Genomic DNA, 18,019 nt, shown 5'->3' on the forward strand with positions numbered 1-18,019 from the left:
CGTCGTTCCTTCCGTCGTCTTCGCTCGTCCGAGTCTCCCGGGAGGGCTTCCGGAGCGCCGCCCGTGTGCGCAAACGTAGTCCACGGCGGCCCGTCGTGCCTCACTTCGCTCCCTCACGCCCCGGCGCGCCGCCGCCGGGGCGTGCCGGCGGCTGCTCCGGCCCGCCCGGCGGACGCATGACGCACATCACTCTCTCTTGACCCCGGCCTGGTGCGACCCGGGAAGATGAGGGGACACAATAGGTGGGATCACCACCTGTGCGCGCGACGCGGCGCACCCGCACGGACACGGTCACGGCGACCGGCACCGGGCCAGCGGGGAACCTGCGCGCACGGGACGACGACAGGGCGGGCCCGGTGCTGACCCACCGGCCCGACCTGACAAGAGAGAGGTTGCTGGTGGCTTCGTACGACGAGACCGGACCGCTGACCAACGGTCTGCTCAGCTCGGTCCCCGACATCGACCCGGCCGAGACGGCCGAGTGGGTCGAGTCCCTCGACGGCCTGATCGACGACAAGGGCGGTCCTCGCGCCCGCTACGTCATGCTCAACCTGCTGCGCCGCGCCCGTGAGCGCAACGTGCACATCCCGGCCTCCTTCGCCACGCCGTACGTCAACACCATCGGCGTGCACGAGGAGCCGTTCTTCCCGGGCGACGAGTCCCTGGAGCGCAAGTACCGCTCGTGGATCCGCTGGAACGCCGCCGTGATGGTGACGCGCGCGCAGCGCCCGGGCCTGGGCGTCGGCGGGCACATCTCCTCGTACGCGTCGGTCGCGACGCTGACCGAGGTGGGCCTCAACCACTTCTTCCGCGGCAAGAGCCACCCGGGCGGCGGCGACCAGGTCTACTTCCAGGGCCACTCCTCCCCCGGCATGTACGCCCGCGCGTTCCTCGAGGGCCGGCTCAGCGCCGACCAGCTCGACGGGTTCCGCCAGGAGCACTCGCACCCGGGCGGCGGCCTGCCGTCGTACCCGCACCCGCGCCTCATGCCGGACTTCTGGGAGTTCCCGACCGTCTCCATGGGCCTCGGCCCGGCGTCGGCGATCTACCAGGCGTGGACCAACAAGTACCTGCAGAACCGCGGCATCAAGGACACCAGCCAGCAGGACGTCTGGGCGTTCCTCGGCGACGGCGAGATGGACGAGCCGGAGTCGCGCGGCATGCTGCAGCTCGCGGCGCACCAGAAGCTGGACAACCTGACGTTCGTCGTCAACTGCAACCTGCAGCGCCTCGACGGCCCGGTGCGCGGCAACGGCCAGATCATCCAGGAGCTGGAGGCCCAGTTCAAGGGCGCCGGCTGGAACGTCATCAAGGTGATCTGGGGCCGCGAGTGGGACGCCCTGCTCAACGCGGACAAGGACCGCGCGCTGGTCAACCTGATGAACACCACGCCCGACGGCGACTACCAGACCTACCGGGCGGAGTCGGGCGCGTTCATCCGCGAGCACTTCTTCGGCCGCGACCCGCGCACCAAGAAGCTCGTCGAGAACATGACCGACGAGGACATCTGGAACATGAAGCGCGGTGGCCACGACTACCGCAAGATCTACGCGGCGTACGCGGCGGCGCGCTCCCACGAGGGCCAGCCGACCGTGATCCTCGCGCAGACGGTCAAGGGCTACGGCCTGGGCTCCGGCTTCGCCGGGCGCAACGCCACCCACCAGATGAAGAAGCTCAAGGCCGACGAGCTCAAGGCCCTGCGCGACTCGCTGCACATCCCGATCAGCGACGAGCAGATCGACGCCGACCCGTACCAGCCGCCGTACTTCCACCCGGGCACCGACGACCCGGCGATCGAGTACATGCTGGAGCGCCGCCGCAACCTGGGCGGGTTCGTGCCCGAGCGCCGCACCACCTCCAAGGCACTCACGCTGCCGCAGGAGAAGTCCTACGAGCTGCTCAAGAAGGGGTCGGGCACCCAGGAGGTCGCCTCGACGATGGCCTTCGTGCGCCTGCTCAAGGACCTCATCAAGGACAAGGAGTTCGGCAAGCGCATCGTGCCGATCATCCCGGACGAGGCGCGCACGTTCGGCCTGGACTCGATCTTCCCGAGCGCGAAGATCTTCAACACCCAGGGCCAGCACTACCTCGCGGTCGACCGCGAGCTGATGCTGAGCTACAAGGAGTCCGAGTCCGGGCAGATCATGCACACCGGCATCAACGAGGCCGGCTCCGCCGCCGCGTTCCAGGCCGTCGGCACGGCGTACGCCACGCACGGCGAGCCGATGGTGCCCGTCTACATCTTCTACTCGATGTTCGGGTTCCAGCGGACCGGCGACCAGTTCTGGGCCGCCGGCGACCAGATGACGCGCGGCTTCGTCATCGGCGCGACCGCCGGGCGCACCACCCTCACGGGTGAGGGCCTGCAGCACGCCGACGGCCACTCCCCGCTGCTGGCCGGCACCAACGCCGCGTTCGTGCAGTACGACCCGGCCTACGGCTACGAGATCCGCCACATCGTGCGCGACGGCATCGAGCGCATGTACGGCGACGGCTCCGACGGGCGCGACCAGAACGTCATGTACTACCTCACGGTGTACAACGAGCCGATGGTCCAGCCGGCCGAGCCGGAGGACGTGGACGTCGAGGGCATCCTGCGCGGCATCCACCGCATCGCGACGTCCGACGTCGACGGCCCCAAGGCGCAGCTCCTCGCCTCCGGCGTGGGCGTGCCGTGGGCGCTCGAGGCGCAGCAGCTCCTCAAGGAGGACTGGGGCGTGGCCGCCGACGTCTGGTCGGTCACGAGCTGGAACGAGCTGCGCCGCGACGCGCTCGCCGCGGAGAAGGCGGCGTTCGTCGACCCGTCCGCCCCGGCGCGCACGCCCTTCGTCACGGAGCGGCTCTCGGGCGCGCAGGGTCCGTTCGTCGCCACCAGCGACTACGACCACCTGGTCCCCGACCAGATCCGCAAGTGGGTCCCGGGCGACTACGAGGTGCTGGGCGCCGACGGCTTCGGGTTCTCCGACACCCGCGCCGCCGCCCGCCGGCACTTCCTCATCGACGGCCCGTCGATGGTGGTCAAGACGCTGCAGGCGCTCGCCCGCCGCGGCGAGGTCCCGGCCGACGTCGTGGCCAAGGCGATCGAGAAGTATCGCCTGCTCGACGTCACGGCCGGCACGTCCGGCAACGCCGGCGGCGAGAGCTGACGGTGGCGCCGACGGCCTGACACGGCCCGCGCAGCACGACGGCGGCCGGTCACCCCGCGAGGGGTGACCGGCCGCCGTCGTCGTGCCGCGGGCGCAGGCGTCGGGAACGGTGCTGCCCGGAGCGGTGCTTACGGGCGCGGGTCGGCGTCGGACGGCGAGGAGGTCACCGCGGCGTCGCCCGCCTCGTACGCCTCCACGACCGGGCGCAGGTCCGCCTTGATCTGCGCGACGGTCTCGGCGTCGGGGTACATGTCGAGGCTGGCCAGGTGCTGCTTGGCCTCGAACAGCCGGTCGGCCTCGAGCGCGGCGAGCACGAGCTGGCGCCCCACCTCCGGGGTGTGCTCGCGGGCGCGCCAGTGGCCGACGCCGAGGCCGAGCGCCTCGACCGGCATCGCGGCGTCGCGCAGGATCTCGAGCCCCTCGGCGAGGGCACGGCCCTCGGGGTCGCGCTCGGCGGCGGTGGCCAGGCGGCGCACGGCGCCGTCCGGGTCGGAGTGCAGCGACAGGCGGCCCAGCTCGAGGAGCGGGTACCAGCCGCGCGGGTGCCCGGCGAGCTCCTCGGCCAGCGACCAGACGGCGAGGTCCGCCGCGCGCTCGCGCTGCTGTGCGACCGTCTCCTCGTCCGCGGCCGTCAGCGGGTCCTCGTAGCTGGGCGGCTCCGCGGCCCGGCGCCGGACGATCTCGGCCAGGGCCTGGAAGGCGCGCACGTCGTTCGGGTCGTCGACGAGCATCGCGCGCAGCGCGTCCTCGTGGACGGTGTCCCCGCGCCGCTGGGCCGCCGACGTCGGCCGGCGCGCTCCCACGGTGGAGGCGGAGAAGGGCCGACGGAGGAGCTCGCGGAGCCGGGGCATCAGAGCCATGCCCCGACCATAACCACAAAGCCGGGACCCCGGCAGGAGCGGCGTGCGGCCCCGCGGCACCCCCGCGCCCCGGCGCGCGGACGCGGTGGGGACCGCGGGGTTTGTGGACACCCGACAACCGACGACGGCGTCCGGTGCCGTGCGCACGTATCCTCGTCGGGTGCCGACCTCCACCGAGCCCGCCACCGCGGGCGCCTCGCCGGGCAGCCCGGACGCCGCCGGCCCGCGGGCCGAGGACCACGCCGCCACCGTCCAGCGCATCCGGGAGGGCACCGGCTTCCTCGCCGCCGCGGCGCTGCGCCACCTCGACGAGCGGCTGGCCTGGTACCGCGACCTGCCCGCCGAGGACCGCTCCTACGTCGGGCTCGTGGCCCAGACCGGCATCAAGGCGTTCGTCTCGTGGTTCGCCGACCCCTCGGCCCCGCCCCACGGCGTCGGCGAGATGTTCGCCGCCGCGCCGCCGGAGCTGACCCGGTCGATCTCCCTGCAGCACACGCTGCAGCTGGTGCGGATCGTGGTCGACGTCGTCGAGACGCACTCCGACCAGATCGCCGCGCCGGGCACGGAGCGGGAGCTGCGCGAGGCCGTGCTGCGCTACTCGCGGGAGGTGGCGTTCTCCGCCGCGGAGGTCTACGCGCGCGCCGCGGAGGTCCGCGGCGCGTGGGACGCGCGGCTGGAGGCCCTGGTCGTGGACGCGCTGGTGCGCGGCGACGGCGACGACTCCGTCCGCTCGCGCGTGTCGGCGCTGGGCTGGAGCGGGCGCGGCAAGGCGCTGGTCGTGGTCGGCGGGGCGACGACGGGGCTGGACGACGTGCGCACGGCCGACCTGCGCCGGGTCGCGCGCCGCGCGGCCGGGGACGCCCTCGTCGGGATCCACGGCGACCGGCTGGTGCTGCTGCTCGGCGGCGAGGGCGACCTCGTCGCGGCGGCGACCGGCCTGCTCAGCCGGTTCGGGCCCGGGCCCGTGGTGATCGGCGCCGTCGTGCCGAGCGTGGCGGAGGCCTCCCGCTCCGCGGCGGCGGCCCTGGCCGGGCTCGCCGCGGCGCCCGCGTGGCCGCAGGCGCCGCGGCCCGTCATGGCCGACGACCTGCTGCCCGAGCGCGTGCTCACCGGCGACGAGAGCGCGCGGCGCACGCTGGTGGCGCAGGCGTACGAGCCGCTGCGCGAGGCGTCCGGCGCCGTGCTGGAGACCCTGTCGGCCTACCTCGGCACCGGGCGCTCGCTCGAGGCCGCCGCCCGTCGCCTGTACGTCCACCCCAACACCGTGCGCTACCGGCTGCGCAAGGTCTCCGAGATCACCGGCTGGGACCCGCTCGACGCGCGCGAGTCGTTCGTGCTCCAGGTGGCGCTGGCGCTGGGGCAGCTCGAGTCCCGTCGCTGACCGGCGCCTTGTCGGGTTCCCACAACCGCCCCGATCGAGGATGGTGCGGGTCGCCACGCCTCGGGGCCGGGGCGGCATGACACCGTGGACCCGTGCTCGCCGTCGTCTGCCCTGGACAGGGCTCTCAGACCCCCGGGATGCTCGCGCCCTGGCTCGACCTGCCCGGCGTCGCGGACAGCCTGGCCGCCTGGTCCCAGGCCGCCGGCACCGACCTCGTCGCCCACGGCACGACGTCGGACGCCGACACCATCCGGGACACCGCGGTCGCCCAGCCGCTCATCGTCGCCTCGTCGCTGCTGTCGCTGCACGCGATCCTCGACGGTCGTGACGCCGCCGCGGTGGTCGACGTGACCGCCGGCCACTCCGTCGGCGAGCTCGCCGCCGCGGCCGTCGCGGGCGTCCTCGACGACGCCGGTGCCGTCGGCCTGGTCTCGCGCCGCGCCCGCGCCATGGCGGACGCGGCCGCGGCCGCGCCGTCGGGCATGAGCGCCGTCGTCGGCGGCGACCCGGCGGAGGTGCACGCCGCGATCGAGGCCGCGGGCCTGTGGCCGGCCAACGTCAACGCGAGCGGCCAGACCGTGGCCGCCGGCGCGCTGGAGGACCTCGCCAAGCTGGCCGAGAACCCGCCGGCCCGGGCGCGGGTGATCCCGCTGCAGGTGGCCGGCGCCTTCCACACGCCGTTCATGGACGCCGCGCGCGAGGTCTTCGAGCCGGTCGCCACCGGGTGGGCCGCCGCCGACCCGCGCCTGCCGCTGCTGTCGAACGCCGACGGCGCGGACTACGGCTCGCGCGAGCCGGGCGAGCACGGCCACGGCGCCGCGGCCGACGTCCTGGCCCGCCTGGCGGCGCAGGTCACCGCCCCGGTGCGCTGGGACCTGTGCACGGAGACGCTCGCGGCGCGCGGCGTCACCGCGATCCTCGAGCTCGCCCCGGGCGGCGTGCTCACCGGCCTCGCCAAGCGCGCCCTCAAGGGCGTGGAGCTGGTGGCCGTGAAGTCGCCGGACGACGTCGAGGCCGCGCGCGACCTCGTCGCCCGCCACTCCGACGCCGCCCGCCGCTGAGCCCGCGCCGCCCCGCCGCGCCGCCGTCTCGACACGACAGGAGACCCCTCGCATGACCGTCCGCCTCCAGCAGGCCGAGCCCGTCCGGTTCTCGCGCATCCTCGGCCTCGGCGCCGAGCGCGGCGAGAACGTCGTCACCAACGACGACATCGCCGGGCCGATCGACTCGTCCGACGAGTGGATCCGCCAGCGCACCGGCATCGCCACCCGCCGCCGGGCGGGCGCCGACCGCGACGTGCTCGACCTCGCCGAGGCCGCCTCGGTCAAGGCCCTCGCCGCCGCGGGCATCGCGCCGGCCGACGTCGACGCGGTGATCGTCTCCACCGTCACCTACTGGGCGCAGACGCCGGCCGCCGCCGCCGTGCTCGCCGACCGCATCGGCGCGAACCCCGCCGCCGCGTACGACATCTCGGCCGCCTGCGCCGGGTACTGCTACGCCGTCGGCCAGGCCGACGCCCTGGTGCGCTCCGGCATCGCCCGCCACGTGCTCGTGGTCGGCGCCGAGAAGCTGTCCGACTTCGTGGACCCGACCGACCGGTCGATCTCGTTCCTGCTGGGCGACGGCGCCGGCGCCGCGGTGGTCGGCCCGTCCGACGTGCCGGGCATCGGCCCGACGGTCTGGGGCTCGGACGGCTCCAAGGCCACCACGATCCGCCAGACGCACTCGTGGGACCAGCTGCGCGAGGACCCGTCGCTGGGCTGGCCGACGCTGCGCCAGGACGGCCCCACCGTGTTCAAGTGGGCCAGCTTCCAGGTGGGCCAGTTCGCCCAGCAGGCGATGGCCGCCGCGGGCGTCGGGCCGCAGGACATCGACGTGTTCGTCCCGCACCAGGCGAACATGCGGATCATCGACCAGATGATCAAGCAGCTCGGGCTGCGCGAGGACGTCGTCGTCGGCCGCGACATCGCCGAGACCGGCAACACGTCGGCCGCGTCCGTGCCCCTGGCCACCGAGCGGCTGCTCGCCGAGGGCCAGGCCAAGTCCGGCGACATCGCGCTGCAGATCGGCTTCGGGGCCGGTCTCGTGTACGCCGCCCAGGTGGTCGTGCTGCCGTAGTGTCGCCCCGCGGGCGACCCGGCCCACCCGGCCGAGGCCGCCCACCCGTCCGTCCCGGTGCCGACGGCTCCGGACCCACCGAAGAGAAGGAACATCATGGCTAACACCGAGCAGGAGATCCTCGAGGGCCTCGCCGAGATCGTCGCCGAGGAGACCGGTCTGCCCACCGACGCCGTCGTGGCCGAGAAGTCGTTCACGGACGACCTCGACATCGACTCGCTGTCGATGATGACGATCGTCACCCACGCGGAGGACAAGTTCGGCGTCCGCATCCCCGACGAGGAGGTCAAGAACCTCACGACCGTCGGCGACGCCGTGAAGTTCATCGCCGGCGCCCAGGGCTGAGCCTCCGCCCACGCACGGCTCGCGCGGCCACCGCACGCGCGGGCACGCCGACGGCGGCCGGGCCGGTGACCCCGGCCCGCCGCCGTCGCTCCTCCCTCGCGGCCCCGCACGCCGGGCGCGCCACGCACCACCCCCATCCCTCCTTCCTCCGACTACGGGAGCAGTCTCATGACCGCAGCACGCGACGTCGTCGTCACCGGCCTCGGCGCCACCACGCCCCTGGGCGGCGACGCGCCCTCGACCTGGGCCGCGGCGCTGGCGGGCGAGTCGGGCGCGCGCACCATGGACAACGACTGGGCCGAGCGCTACGAGCTGCCGGTGACGTTCGCGGCCACCATCAAGGTCGCGCCCTCCGAGGTGCTGCCCCGGCCGGAGATCAAGCGGATGGACCCCTCCGCGCAGTACGCGATGATCGCGGCGCGCGAGGCCTGGGCCGACGCCGGCGCCCCCGAGGTGGACGGCGAGCGGCTCGGCGCCGTGGTCTCGTCGGGCATCGGCGGCATCTGGACCACGCTGGACGGCTGGGACACCCTCAAGGAGCGCGGCGCGCGGCGCATGCTGCCGATGACGGTGCCGATGCTCATGCCGAACTCCCCCGCCGCGTACGTCTCGCTCGAGCTCGGCGCCCGCGCCGGCGCGCACGCCCTCGTCTCGGCCTGTGCCTCCGGCGCCGAGGCCATCGGCTACGCGCTGGACATGATCCGCACCGGCCGGGCCGACGTCGTGGTGGCCGGCGGCACCGAGGCGACCATCCACCCGATGCCGATCGCCGCGTTCGCCGCCTCGCGCACCCTGTCGCTGCGCAACGACGACCCGCAGCGCGCCTCGCGCCCGTACGACGTCGACCGCGACGGGTTCGTCATCGGCGAGGGCGCCGCCGTGCTGGTGCTGGAGTCCGCCGAGCACGCTGCCGCCCGCGGCGCCCGGGTCTACGCCCGCATCGCCGGCGTGGGGCTCTCGGCCGACGGCTACCACATCACCTCCCCCGACCCCGAGGGCAGGGGCCAGGTCGCCGCGATGCGCCGGGCGCTCGAGGACGCCGAGGTGACCGGCGCCGACGTCGTGCACGTCAACGCGCACGCGACCTCCACCAAGGTCGGCGACCTCACCGAGACGAAGTCGATCCGCACCCTGCTCGGGGCCGACGCCGACCACGTCCAGCTGTCGGCCACCAAGTCCATGACGGGCCACCTGCTCGGCGGTGCCGGCGCGCTCGAGACGCTCTTCGCGGTCAAGGCCGTGCAGGAGCGCCTCGCCCCGCCGACCATCAACGTCGACAACCCCGACCCGGAGCTGCAGGTGCCGCTCGTGCGCGACACCCCCGAGAAGCTGCCCGACGGCGACGTCGTCGCGGTCAACAACTCGTTCGGCTTCGGCGGCCACAACGTGGCGCTGGTCGTGGCCAACGCCTGAGCCGCGCCGCTCAGCACCGAGCCCCCCGGACGTCGCGTCCGGGGGGCTCGGCGCTTGCTGGGGCCGGTGCTCTGCTGGGATCGGCGTCTGCGCTGCGGACGGGCGCCTGCGGCGGCGCCTCAGCCCACGCGGTGCAGCCAGCGCACCGGCGCGCCGGCCCCGGCGTACCGGAACGGCTCCAGCTCCTCGTCCCACGCGGTGCCCAGCGCGAGGTCGAACGCCTCGCGCATCGCCTGCGGGTCGTGGGCGAGCTCCAGCGCGGCGCGCACCCGGTCCTCGGGCACGACGACGTTGCCGTGCACGTCGGTGGTGGCGTGGAAGACGCCGAGGTCGGGCGTGTGCGACCAGCGCCCGCCGTCCGCCCCGTGGCTGGCGTCCTCCGTCACCTCGAAGCGCAGGTGCTCCCACCCGCGCAGCGCCGAGGCGATCCGCGCACCGGTGCCCTGGGCACCCTGCCAGGAGTGCTCAGCACGAAAGAGCCCGCGTGCTGCCGGCTGGGGCGTCCAGTCCAGCGACACGCGCGCTCCGAGGACGTTCCCTGCTGCCCACTCGATGTGGGGGCACAGGGCACGGGGCGCGGAGTGCACGAAGAGCACACCGCGCGTGATGGCACCGCCCATGTCTTCCTCCCTGGGTCGAGGTCCGTCTTCCCCTACGTCCTCGATCAGGTCGGCCACGGTGGGCGCTCACCTGCGGTGCTGCCTTCCTGTGTGCGGCTCCGGAGCCCGTCTGTCCGAGCACATCCTGCCGGAGTACGGCGCGGTGCGCGAGAGGACAAAGAGGTGAAAACCGGACGCGCTGCGGCGTCGCGCCGTCAGAGCCGCTCGCGCAGCTCCCGCATCGCCTTCTTGCGCACGCTGCGCTCGAGACGGTCCAGGTAGAGGTGGCCGTCGAGGTGGTCCACCTCGTGCTGGAGGCAGCGGGCCATGAGCCCGGTGCCCTCGACCTCGACCGGGTTGCCCTCGAGGTCGATCCCCTCGACGCGGGCGTACCAGGCCCGGGACGTCGGGTACCACAGGCCCGGCACGGACAGGCAGCCCTCGTCGCCGTCCTGGAGCTCCTCGGACAGCTCGACGATCCGGGGGTTCAGGACGTAGCCCACCTCGTCGTCGATGTTCCAGGAGAACGCCCGCAGGTTCACGCCGATCTGGTTCGCCGCGAGCCCGGCACGGCCCTCGGCGTCCACGGTCTCCAGGAGGTCCGCCACCAGCCCGCGCACGCCGTCGTCGATCGTCGTGATCTCGTCGCAGACGGTCCGCAGCACGGGGTCGGGGACCACGCGGATCTCTCGCATCGCCATGGGCGGCATTGTCCCATGTCGCGGCCGCCGGGCCGGACCCGCGGGCGCCCGGCGGCGGCCGGCGCTGGAGTAGGCTCCTCGCCGCGCCCCGTTAGCTCAGCTGGTCAGAGCAGGAGACTCATAATCTCTCGGTCGCGGGTTCAAGTCCTGCACGGGGCACCATCGTCGCGCCGCCGGCACCGCCGTTCCCGGCGCCGCCATCGCCGTCCGGCACCGCCATCGCCGCCCTGCGCCGCCGTCAGGCGGGCCGGGCCGGCGCGTCCGCGCGCGTCGAGGCCGCCTCGGGCCTGCGGACCTCGCGCGGCAGCCGCACGGCCAGCAGCACCGCCACCACGGTGAACAGCGCCGCCACCACCGGCTGGAGCGCCGAGAACGCGATCGACACGACGGCGAAGAGCGTCAGCGTGCCGGCGTAGCCGACACCGAGCCAGCGCAGTGGGCGGGCCGTGCGGGCGACCGCGACGCCCAGCACGACCGCGCTCGCCACGAGCAGCAGCGTGGCGGCCATCGCGGTCAGCACCCGCGGCGCACCGTAGACGGTGTCGGCGTTCAGGTCCGCCATGCCGGCGACGCCGGCGAGGTGGGCGCGGCCGATGCCGGGCTGGGCGAACACGGCGCCGCCGAACGTCGCCGCGAGCAGGACGGCGGCCAGGATCGTCAGCGCCGCACCGGTCAGGGCGCCGGCGGCGTGCCGGGTCCGGGCCAGCAGCACCGCGACGCCGACGGCCCCGACCGCACCCAGCCCCGCGCCGACGATGCTGCCGACGAGGTGGCTCACGACGAAGACGTCGGTGGTCACGTAGCGGGCGTACCCCTCGAAGTCGGTCGCCCGGTCGGGCTCGTGGGTCAGCGTGCTCAGCGCGAGCAGGAGGCCGAACACGGGCAGGAGCCACAGGCTCCCGGCCGCGAACCGCTCCGCCGTCGCGCCGGCCGACCCGGATCCTGCATGCGCCATCGCACACCTCGCCGCGGGCTGGTCGAGCCGGGAACCGGCCGCCCGGGGGGCGGTCGGCACCGCCAGTCTGCGCCCCGCCGGCCGCGGCCCACAAGGCGCCCGCCCGGGTCCGGCGCGGCGTAGCGTCGACGGTGTCGACGGCGGTGGCCGCGCCGCCGGGAAGGGCTCCGCCGTGGGTGCGATCACCGTCAGGTCCGCCGCCCTGGCCACGGGGACCACCGTCCCTTACGCCGAGACGGGTGACGCGGCCGCCCCGCCGGTCGTGCTCGTGCACGCCTACGTCGAGTCCTGGCGCTACTTCGAGCCGGTGCTGCGCCGCCTCCCGGCCACCCTCCACGCCTACGCCCCCACCCAGCGCGGCCACGGCGGGGTGCCCGCACCGGGCGGCCTCGCGCCCGAGGACTTCGCCGCCGACCTCGTCGCGTTCCTCGACGCGCTCGGCCTCGAGCGCGCCGCGCTGGTCGGCGCCTCGAGCGGGGGCCTCGTCTGCGCGCTGCTCGCCGCGACCCGGCCGGATCGCGTCACGGCGCTCGTCCTGCTGAGCAGCCCCGCCTCGCTGGCGGACAAGCCGACCGCCCGGACGATGAGCGAGGCGCTCCAGGCGCTGCGCGGCCCGCTCGACCGCGGCTTCGTCGAGGGCTTCGTGCGGGACACCTCCCCCGCGTCCCTGCCCGACGACGTCGTGGCCCGCCTCGTCGACGAGACGCTCCAGGTCCCCGCGCACGTGTGGCGGGAGGCGCTGCGCGGGCTGCTCGCCGCCGACGTGACGGCGCTGCTGCCCCGGATCGAGGCGCCGACGCTGCTGGTCGCCGGGGAGGACGACGCCCTCGTGGGACCCGACCAGCAGGTGCTGCTCCGCACGGTCCCGCGGGCACGCCTGCTTCGCTACCCCGGGGTCGGGCACGGGGTCCACCTCGCGCTGCCCGACCGCGTCGTCGACGACGTCGCGGGCTTCCTCGCCGCGGTGGCGCCGGGACGCTGAGGCCCGCCCGGCTCCGCCGGCACGTCACCGCGGCGCGACCCCGCTACGGTGGCGCCATGCTCCGGCGCACCCGCCTGCCCGACGACGTCCGCGCGGCGCTCGACCTGCCGCGGGGCGAGCGCCCGCTCGCCGCGGGTGCCCTGGCGCCCGGCGGCTGGGCGGTGGCGACGACCGCGGAGCTCGCCGTGGTCGACGCCGGCGGAGCCGTGGTGGTTCGGCGGCCGTGGGCACAGGTCGCCCGGGCCGCGTACGACCCGCAACGCCAGGCGGTCACCGTGGAGTGGGTGGACCGCTCCCCCGACACCCGGCTGGTGCTGCCGGACGTCGACCGGTCCGCGCTGCCGCTGGTCGTCCGCGAGCGGGTCCAGTGGTCCGTGGTGCTCGCCGAGGAGGTGGCGCTGCCCGGCGGGCGGTCGGCACGGGTGGCGGTCCGCCGCGCGGCCGACGGGACCCTCTTCTCCCAGGCCCTCGCGGGTCGGGGCGTGGACCTCGACGCCCCGGACGTGGCACCGCTCGTCGACGCGGCGGAGGACCGGGTGCGGGCGGCGGCCGGCCTGCCGCTGTGACCACGCGTGCCGCTGCGCGCGCCGGGGCGTGACCCGGTCCACAGCCCGACGGCGTCCGGAGCACCGCCGTCGGGCTGGTAGAGTTCTACCCGGCCTCGACGCGAGGCCACGCGATCCCGCGTAGCTCAGCTGGCAGAGCATCCGACTGTTAATCGGACGGTCGTAGGTTCAAGTCCTACCGCGGGAGCATCGGAAGGCCCGGATCCTCGGATCCGGGCCTTCGTCGTTCCCCGGCCACGGCCCCACGCTCGATCCTGTCAGGGTCGGTTCCGCCTCGGGCCCCGTCCCGGAACCATCCCTGACGAGATCCGCCTCCCGGGGAATAGGAAGCGGTTGCCCGAGGCTTGTTGTTTCCGTGCCCTCCCCCACGCGAACCTCCTCCGGCGTCGGACTCCGCTCCGAGCGCGGCCCGGTCCTCCTGGCGCTGATGCTCTCGACGGCGCTGGTCGCGCTGGACTCCACGATCATCGCGACGGCGTCGTCGACGATCGCCCGCGAGCTCGGCAGCTTCGAGCAGCTCCCCTGGCTGTTCTCCACCTACCTGCTGGCACAGGCCGTCAGCACGCCGCTGTACGGGCGCCTGGCCGACATCCTGGGCCGCAAGCGGCTCATGCTCGTGGGCATCGGGCTGTTCTTCGTGGGCTCGGCGGTGGCCGGCGCGGCGCCGACGATGGAGGTGCTCATCCTCGGGCGCGTCCTGCAGGGCCTCGGCGCGGGCGCCGTCATGCCCGTGTCCATGACCATCACGAGCGACATCTACACGCTCGAGGAGCGCGCGAAGACGCAGGGCTACCTGGCGTCCGTGTGGGGCATCTCCTCGGTGGTCGGCCCCACGCTGGGCGGTGTCTTCAGCGAGTTCGTCAGCTGGCGGTGGATCTTCTGGGTCAACCTGCCGCTCGCGGTCCTGGCCGCCGTGATGCTGGCCCGCCGCTACCACGAGTCGCAGCACGAGCCCACGCGCGAGCCGATCGACTACGTCGGCGCCGCGCTGCTGACGACCGGCAGCACGCTGCTGCTCCTGGGCCTGCTCGAGGGCGGCACCACGTGGGCGTGGGGCTCCGCGCCCTCGGTGACGATCCTCGCCGTCGCCGTCGCGCTGCTGGCCGCGTTCGTGCTGCACGGCCGGCGCACGGCCCACCCGATCATCGACCTGTCCCTGCTGCGCCGCCGCGTGGTCGGCGCCTCGACCGCCGCCTCGCTGCTCATCGGCGTCATCGTGCTGGGCCTGTCGACGTACGTGCCGATCTACGCCCAGGAGGAGATCGGGGTCGGCCCGCTCGTGGCCGGGTTCGCGCTCGCCGCGCTCACGCTCGGCTGGCCGCTGTCGGCGTCGAACTCCGGGCGCCTGTACCTGCGCATCGGCTTCCGGCTCACCGCGGTGATCGGCTCCTCCCTGGTGCTCGTCGGCTCCGCGCTGACGCTGCTGTGGCAGTCCGGCTCGTCGATCTGGCTGGTGGCGGCGTTCTGCTTCGTGATCGGCGCCGGCATGGGCCTGACGGCCGTGCCGACCCTCATCGCCGCGCAGACGTCCGCCGCCGGGCACGAGCGCGGCGCGGTGACGGGCACCAACATGTTCGCCCGCTCGATCGGCTCGGCCGTGGGCGTGGCCGTGTGCGGCGCCATCGTCAACGCGCACACCCGGCTCGGCGCCGACGGCACGCCGCAGGGCGAGGGCCTGATGACCGCCCTGCACCTGGTGTTCCTGCTGCTCGCGGCGTGCGCCGCCGGGCTGCTCGTCTTCGCCGCGCTCATGCCGGCCGACCGGCGCGCCGCGGCCGAGCGACGCCGCAGCCTCCTGGCCGCGCAGGAGGAGGCGCAGGAGGGCGAGCCGGCCGCGGCCTGAGCCCGGCGCGCCCGCCACGTCCGCCCGCCACGTCCGCCCGCCACGTCCGGCGCTACAGCCGCCCGCGCACCGGCGTGCGCTCGACGGGGTCGCCCTCCTCGGGCATCACCATCTCCGCCCGCACACCGAGCAGCCGCACCTCGCGGCCCGGGTCGAGGCGCCCGGCGAGCGCCACCGCGGCGTCGACCACGTCGTCGCGCGCCGACGTGGGCGCCGGCAGCTTGCGGCCCGTCACCTTGGTGATGAACGGGGCGTAGCGCACCTTGAGCGTCACCCGGAACACCGGGCGGCCCTCGCGCGCGGTGTCCTCCCACACCTGCGCCGCGAGCTCCCGGACGGCCGCCTCCACCTCGTCCGGCGTCGTCAGGTTGCGCTGGTAGGTGGTCTCGCGGCTGTGCCCGCGGGCCACCCACGGGCTGTCGTCGACGACCGCCGACCCCAGACCTCGGCCCAGCTCGGCGTACCAGAGCCCCATCCGCGGCCCGAACTCCGCGACGAGCGTCTCGACCGGGGCCGCGGCGAGCTGGTCGACCGTCTCGACGCCGAGCGCGGACAGCCGCCGGGCCACGCGCGCGCCCACGCCCCACAGGTCGCGCGTGGGGCGCGGGCCCATCACCGCGGGCCAGTTGTCGGCCGTGAGGCGGAAGATCCCGCGCGGCTTGCCGAAACCGGTGGCGATCTTCGCCCGCACCTTGTTGTCACCGATGCCGACCGAGCAGTGCAGCCCCGTGGCGGCCAGGACGGCCTGCTGCGCGCGCCGGGCGAGCGCCTCGGGGTCGTCCGTCACCGCGCCGAGGAACGCCTCGTCCCAGCCGAGCACCTCGACCACCGCGCCGAGGCCCCGCAGCGTCCCCATCACCCGCTCGGACGCCGCCTCGTAGGTCGGGGCGTCGACGGGCAGGAACACGGCGTCCGGGACCCTGCGGGCGGCGGTCCGCAGCGGCATCCCCGACCCGACGCCGTACTGGCGCGCCTCGTACGAGGCGGTGGACACGACGGCCCGCTCGGTCGGGTCGCCGCGCCCGCCGACCACGACCGGGCGCCCGGCGAGCTCCGGGCGCCGCAGCACCTCGACCGCCGCGATGAACTGGTCGAGGTCCACGTGCAGCACCCAGGGCCTGGCGCCGTCGCTCATGGCACGAGTGTGGCGGGACCGCGCGGCGGCGGCACGTCGTCCGGCCGTCAGGGGATGACGGCCACCTTGCCCCGCACGGACCCGCTCTCGAGCGCGCGGACCGCGTCGGCGGCCTCGGCCAGCGGGTACGTGCGGTCGAGCGCGGGGACGACGTCGCCAGCCTCGAGCAGCGCCGCGAGACGGTCGAGGTCGGCGGCGCGGGTGACGCCGAGGACGACGGCGAGCCGCTCGCGCACGAACGGCGAGGCGGCGAAGGCCGACAGCTGCCGCCCCAGCCCGCCGGTGAGGCGGCCGCCCTCCTCGCCGCCGACGATGACGGCGGCGCCCCCGGGCGTCAGCGCGCGCCGCAGGCTCGAGACGGGCGGGTTGCCCGCGACGTCGAGGACGACGTCCCAGCGGCGGGCGCCGTCCGCCCAGTCCTGGGTGGTGCGGTCGAGCGGCTCGACGCCCCACGCCGCCACGAGGTCCGTCTTCGCGGTGGAGGCCACGCCGGTCACGCGCGCGCCCCGCGCCCGGGCGAGCTGCGCGGCGAAGCTCCCGACGCCGCCGGAGGCGCCCGTCACCAGGACGTCCTGGCCCGCCGCGGCGCGGGCCAGGTCGAGGGCCTGCAGGGCCGTGCACCCGGACACGGGCACGATCGCCGCCTGCGCGAAGGAGAGGTTCGCCGGCTTGCGGGCCAGCTGCTCCTCGCTCGCGACGGCGAGCTCGGCGAAGGAGCCCCGCCCGGCGCCGTAGACCTCGTCTCCCGCCACGAAGCGCGTGACGTCCGGCCCGACGGCGACGACGGTGCCGGCCAGCTCCATGCCGAGCACCGGGTGGCGCGGCCGGCGCAGGCCGAAGGCCAGCCGGCCGAGCAGCGGCAGGCCGGTCATGAGGTGGACGGTCCCGCGGTCCAGGCCCGCGGCGCGCACCTCGACGAGCACCTCCCCGCGCCGCGGCAGCGGGCGCGGGACGTCGGCGACGTGCACGACGTCGGCGCTGCCGTAGCGCTCCCGCACGGCGGCACGCATCGTGCCCGCCGCCGCCGGCGACGGTCGGTGACGGGACGGCTCGGACGCCTCCTTGGTCGACAGCCCGGTCGACTCCTTGGTCGACGGCTCGGCAGACAGTTCGGCAGACAGCTCGGCAGACAGCTCGGCAGACAGCTCGGCAGACATGGCTCGCTCCTCGTGCCCGGCGGCGGGGCCTCCTGCTCCGCCGTACTTAGTAAGGCACGCTAGCCTGACTTAGTACGCTCGTCGAGAGGGGTGACGGTATTGGTGCGCACGAGTTCGGGACAGGCGGGGACGGGAGGGGCGGGGACGGGAGGGGCGGCTCGCGAGCCGCTCACCCGGGAACGCGTCCTCAGCCGGGCGGTGGCCATCGCCGACGAGCAGGGTCTGGCGGCGCTGACGATGCGGTCCCTGGCCGACGCCCTCGGCGTCAAGGCGATGTCGCTGTACCACCACGTCGCGGGCAAGGAGGCGATCCTCGACGGCATCGTCGACATGGTGTTCGCCGAGATGGAGCTGCCCGTGCCGGGCGGCGACTGGCGCGCCGAGCTCTCGCGGCGCGCCCGCTCGGCCCGTGGCGTGCTGCGCCGGCACCCGTGGGCCGTGCCGCTCCTGGAGTCCAGGGCCACGCCGGGGCCGGCGAACCTGCGCCACCACGAGGCGGTGCTCGCCACGCTGCGCGGCGCGGGCTTCTCGGTGCCGATGACGGCGCACGCCTACGCGCTGCTGGACGCGTTCGTCTACGGGTTCGCGGTCCAGGAGGCGGCGCTGCCGTTCGACGCGAGCACGGCGCCCGAGGTCACCGAGGCGATCGCCGCCCAGTTCTCCCCGGCCGACTACCCGCACATGGTCGAGCTCGCCGTCGAGCACGTCATGCAGCCGGGCTACGACTTCGGCGACGAGTTCGAGTACGGGCTGGGCGTGATCCTCGACGCCCTGGCGGCGTCGCTGCCCGGCGCCTGAGGCGCCCGGCGCCCCCACGC

Annotated in this window: 16 protein-coding genes and 2 tRNA genes; 12 read left to right on the plus strand and 6 right to left on the minus strand. The window is 75.0% G+C overall.

Features of this window, described 5'->3' with window-relative positions:
* Window positions 1–398 precede the first annotated feature (398 nt).
* Complete coding sequence (gene aceE, locus U5M74_RS03270) at window positions 399–3,146, plus strand: pyruvate dehydrogenase (acetyl-transferring), homodimeric type (RefSeq protein WP_410906113.1); 2,748 nt, start codon at window positions 399–401, stop codon at window positions 3,144–3,146.
* A gap of 128 nt (window positions 3,147–3,274) precedes the next feature.
* On the opposite strand, the gene U5M74_RS03275 is transcribed toward aceE, so the two are convergent.
* Window positions 3,275–4,006, minus strand: a complete 732-nt coding sequence (locus U5M74_RS03275) for a hypothetical protein (protein ID WP_410906115.1) — start codon at window positions 4,004–4,006, stop codon at window positions 3,275–3,277.
* A 160-nt stretch (window positions 4,007–4,166) separates the two neighbouring features.
* Here U5M74_RS03275 and U5M74_RS03280 point away from each other — a divergent pair, with 160 nt between their 5' ends.
* From U5M74_RS03280 to U5M74_RS03300, 5 genes are all read left to right on the plus strand, one after another.
* Window positions 4,167–5,387, plus strand: coding sequence for a PucR family transcriptional regulator (locus U5M74_RS03280; protein ID WP_410906117.1), 1,221 nt, complete (start codon window positions 4,167–4,169; stop codon window positions 5,385–5,387).
* A gap of 92 nt (window positions 5,388–5,479) precedes the next feature.
* Complete coding sequence (locus tag U5M74_RS03285) at window positions 5,480–6,448, plus strand: ACP S-malonyltransferase (protein WP_410906119.1); 969 nt, start codon at window positions 5,480–5,482, stop codon at window positions 6,446–6,448.
* Window positions 6,449–6,500: 52 nt separating this feature from the next.
* Window positions 6,501–7,505, plus strand: coding sequence for a beta-ketoacyl-ACP synthase III (locus U5M74_RS03290; RefSeq protein ID WP_410906121.1), 1,005 nt, complete (start codon window positions 6,501–6,503; stop codon window positions 7,503–7,505).
* Between the two features lie 96 nt (window positions 7,506–7,601).
* The gene (locus tag U5M74_RS03295; protein ID WP_069982448.1) at window positions 7,602–7,850 is read left to right on the plus strand and encodes an acyl carrier protein; all 249 of its coding nucleotides are present in this window, start codon (window positions 7,602–7,604) and stop codon (window positions 7,848–7,850) included.
* Window positions 7,851–8,018: 168 nt separating this feature from the next.
* Window positions 8,019–9,263 (plus strand): beta-ketoacyl-[acyl-carrier-protein] synthase family protein, encoded by a 1,245-nt coding sequence (locus U5M74_RS03300; protein ID WP_410906123.1) that lies wholly within the window; start codon window positions 8,019–8,021, stop codon window positions 9,261–9,263.
* Window positions 9,264–9,382: 119 nt separating this feature from the next.
* On the opposite strand, the gene U5M74_RS03305 is transcribed toward U5M74_RS03300, so the two are convergent.
* Together U5M74_RS03305 and def are read right to left on the minus strand one after the other, a co-directional pair.
* On the minus strand, window positions 9,383–9,883 hold the full coding sequence (locus U5M74_RS03305) for a DUF3145 domain-containing protein (protein ID WP_069982446.1): 501 nt from the start codon (window positions 9,881–9,883) through the stop codon (window positions 9,383–9,385).
* Between the two features lie 194 nt (window positions 9,884–10,077).
* Window positions 10,078–10,563 carry a peptide deformylase gene (def, locus tag U5M74_RS03310; protein ID WP_069982445.1) on the minus strand — a complete coding sequence of 162 codons (486 nt, stop codon included), beginning with the start codon at window positions 10,561–10,563 and terminating at the stop codon, window positions 10,078–10,080.
* Window positions 10,564–10,648: 85 nt separating this feature from the next.
* Here def and U5M74_RS03315 point away from each other — a divergent pair.
* Window positions 10,649–10,725: transfer RNA gene (locus tag U5M74_RS03315), tRNA-Ile, on the plus strand.
* A gap of 76 nt (window positions 10,726–10,801) precedes the next feature.
* Here the strand turns inward: U5M74_RS03315 and U5M74_RS03320 are convergent.
* On the minus strand, window positions 10,802–11,518 hold the full coding sequence (locus U5M74_RS03320) for a hypothetical protein (protein ID WP_410906125.1): 717 nt from the start codon (window positions 11,516–11,518) through the stop codon (window positions 10,802–10,804).
* A gap of 172 nt (window positions 11,519–11,690) precedes the next feature.
* On the opposite strand from U5M74_RS03320, the gene U5M74_RS03325 reads away from it, so the two are divergent.
* From U5M74_RS03325 to U5M74_RS03340, 4 genes are all read left to right on the plus strand, one after another.
* Window positions 11,691–12,500 (plus strand): alpha/beta fold hydrolase, encoded by an 810-nt coding sequence (locus U5M74_RS03325; RefSeq protein WP_410906127.1) that lies wholly within the window; start codon window positions 11,691–11,693, stop codon window positions 12,498–12,500.
* A gap of 56 nt (window positions 12,501–12,556) precedes the next feature.
* The gene (locus tag U5M74_RS03330) at window positions 12,557–13,066 is read left to right on the plus strand and encodes a hypothetical protein (protein ID WP_410906129.1); all 510 of its coding nucleotides are present in this window, start codon (window positions 12,557–12,559) and stop codon (window positions 13,064–13,066) included.
* A 114-nt stretch (window positions 13,067–13,180) separates the two neighbouring features.
* Window positions 13,181–13,253: transfer RNA gene (locus U5M74_RS03335), tRNA-Asn, on the plus strand.
* A 168-nt stretch (window positions 13,254–13,421) separates the two neighbouring features.
* On the plus strand, window positions 13,422–14,909 hold the full coding sequence (locus U5M74_RS03340) for an MDR family MFS transporter (protein ID WP_410906131.1): 1,488 nt from the start codon (window positions 13,422–13,424) through the stop codon (window positions 14,907–14,909).
* 52 nt (window positions 14,910–14,961) lie between these two features.
* Here U5M74_RS03340 and U5M74_RS03345 read toward each other — a convergent pair whose 3' ends face one another.
* Entirely contained in the window at window positions 14,962–16,044 is a 1,083-nt protein-coding gene (locus tag U5M74_RS03345; protein WP_410906133.1) for a DNA polymerase IV, read from the minus strand.
* A 47-nt stretch (window positions 16,045–16,091) separates the two neighbouring features.
* Window positions 16,092–17,201: an NAD(P)-dependent alcohol dehydrogenase gene (locus tag U5M74_RS03350; protein ID WP_410906135.1), complete on the minus strand. Its 1,110-nt coding sequence runs from the start codon at window positions 17,199–17,201 to the stop codon at window positions 16,092–16,094.
* 198 nt (window positions 17,202–17,399) lie between these two features.
* Between U5M74_RS03350 and U5M74_RS03355 the strand changes: the two genes are divergently transcribed.
* A complete protein-coding gene (locus U5M74_RS03355) occupies window positions 17,400–17,999 on the plus strand; it encodes a TetR/AcrR family transcriptional regulator C-terminal domain-containing protein (protein ID WP_410906137.1) in 600 nt (199 codons plus the stop codon).
* The last annotated feature ends 20 nt before the right edge of the window (window positions 18,000–18,019 follow it).

The sequence above is a fragment of the Puerhibacterium sp. TATVAM-FAB25 genome (assembly GCF_046535855.1).
In the GTDB taxonomy this organism is placed as follows: Bacteria; Actinomycetota; Actinomycetes; order Actinomycetales; family Cellulomonadaceae; genus Puerhibacterium; species Puerhibacterium variabilis_A.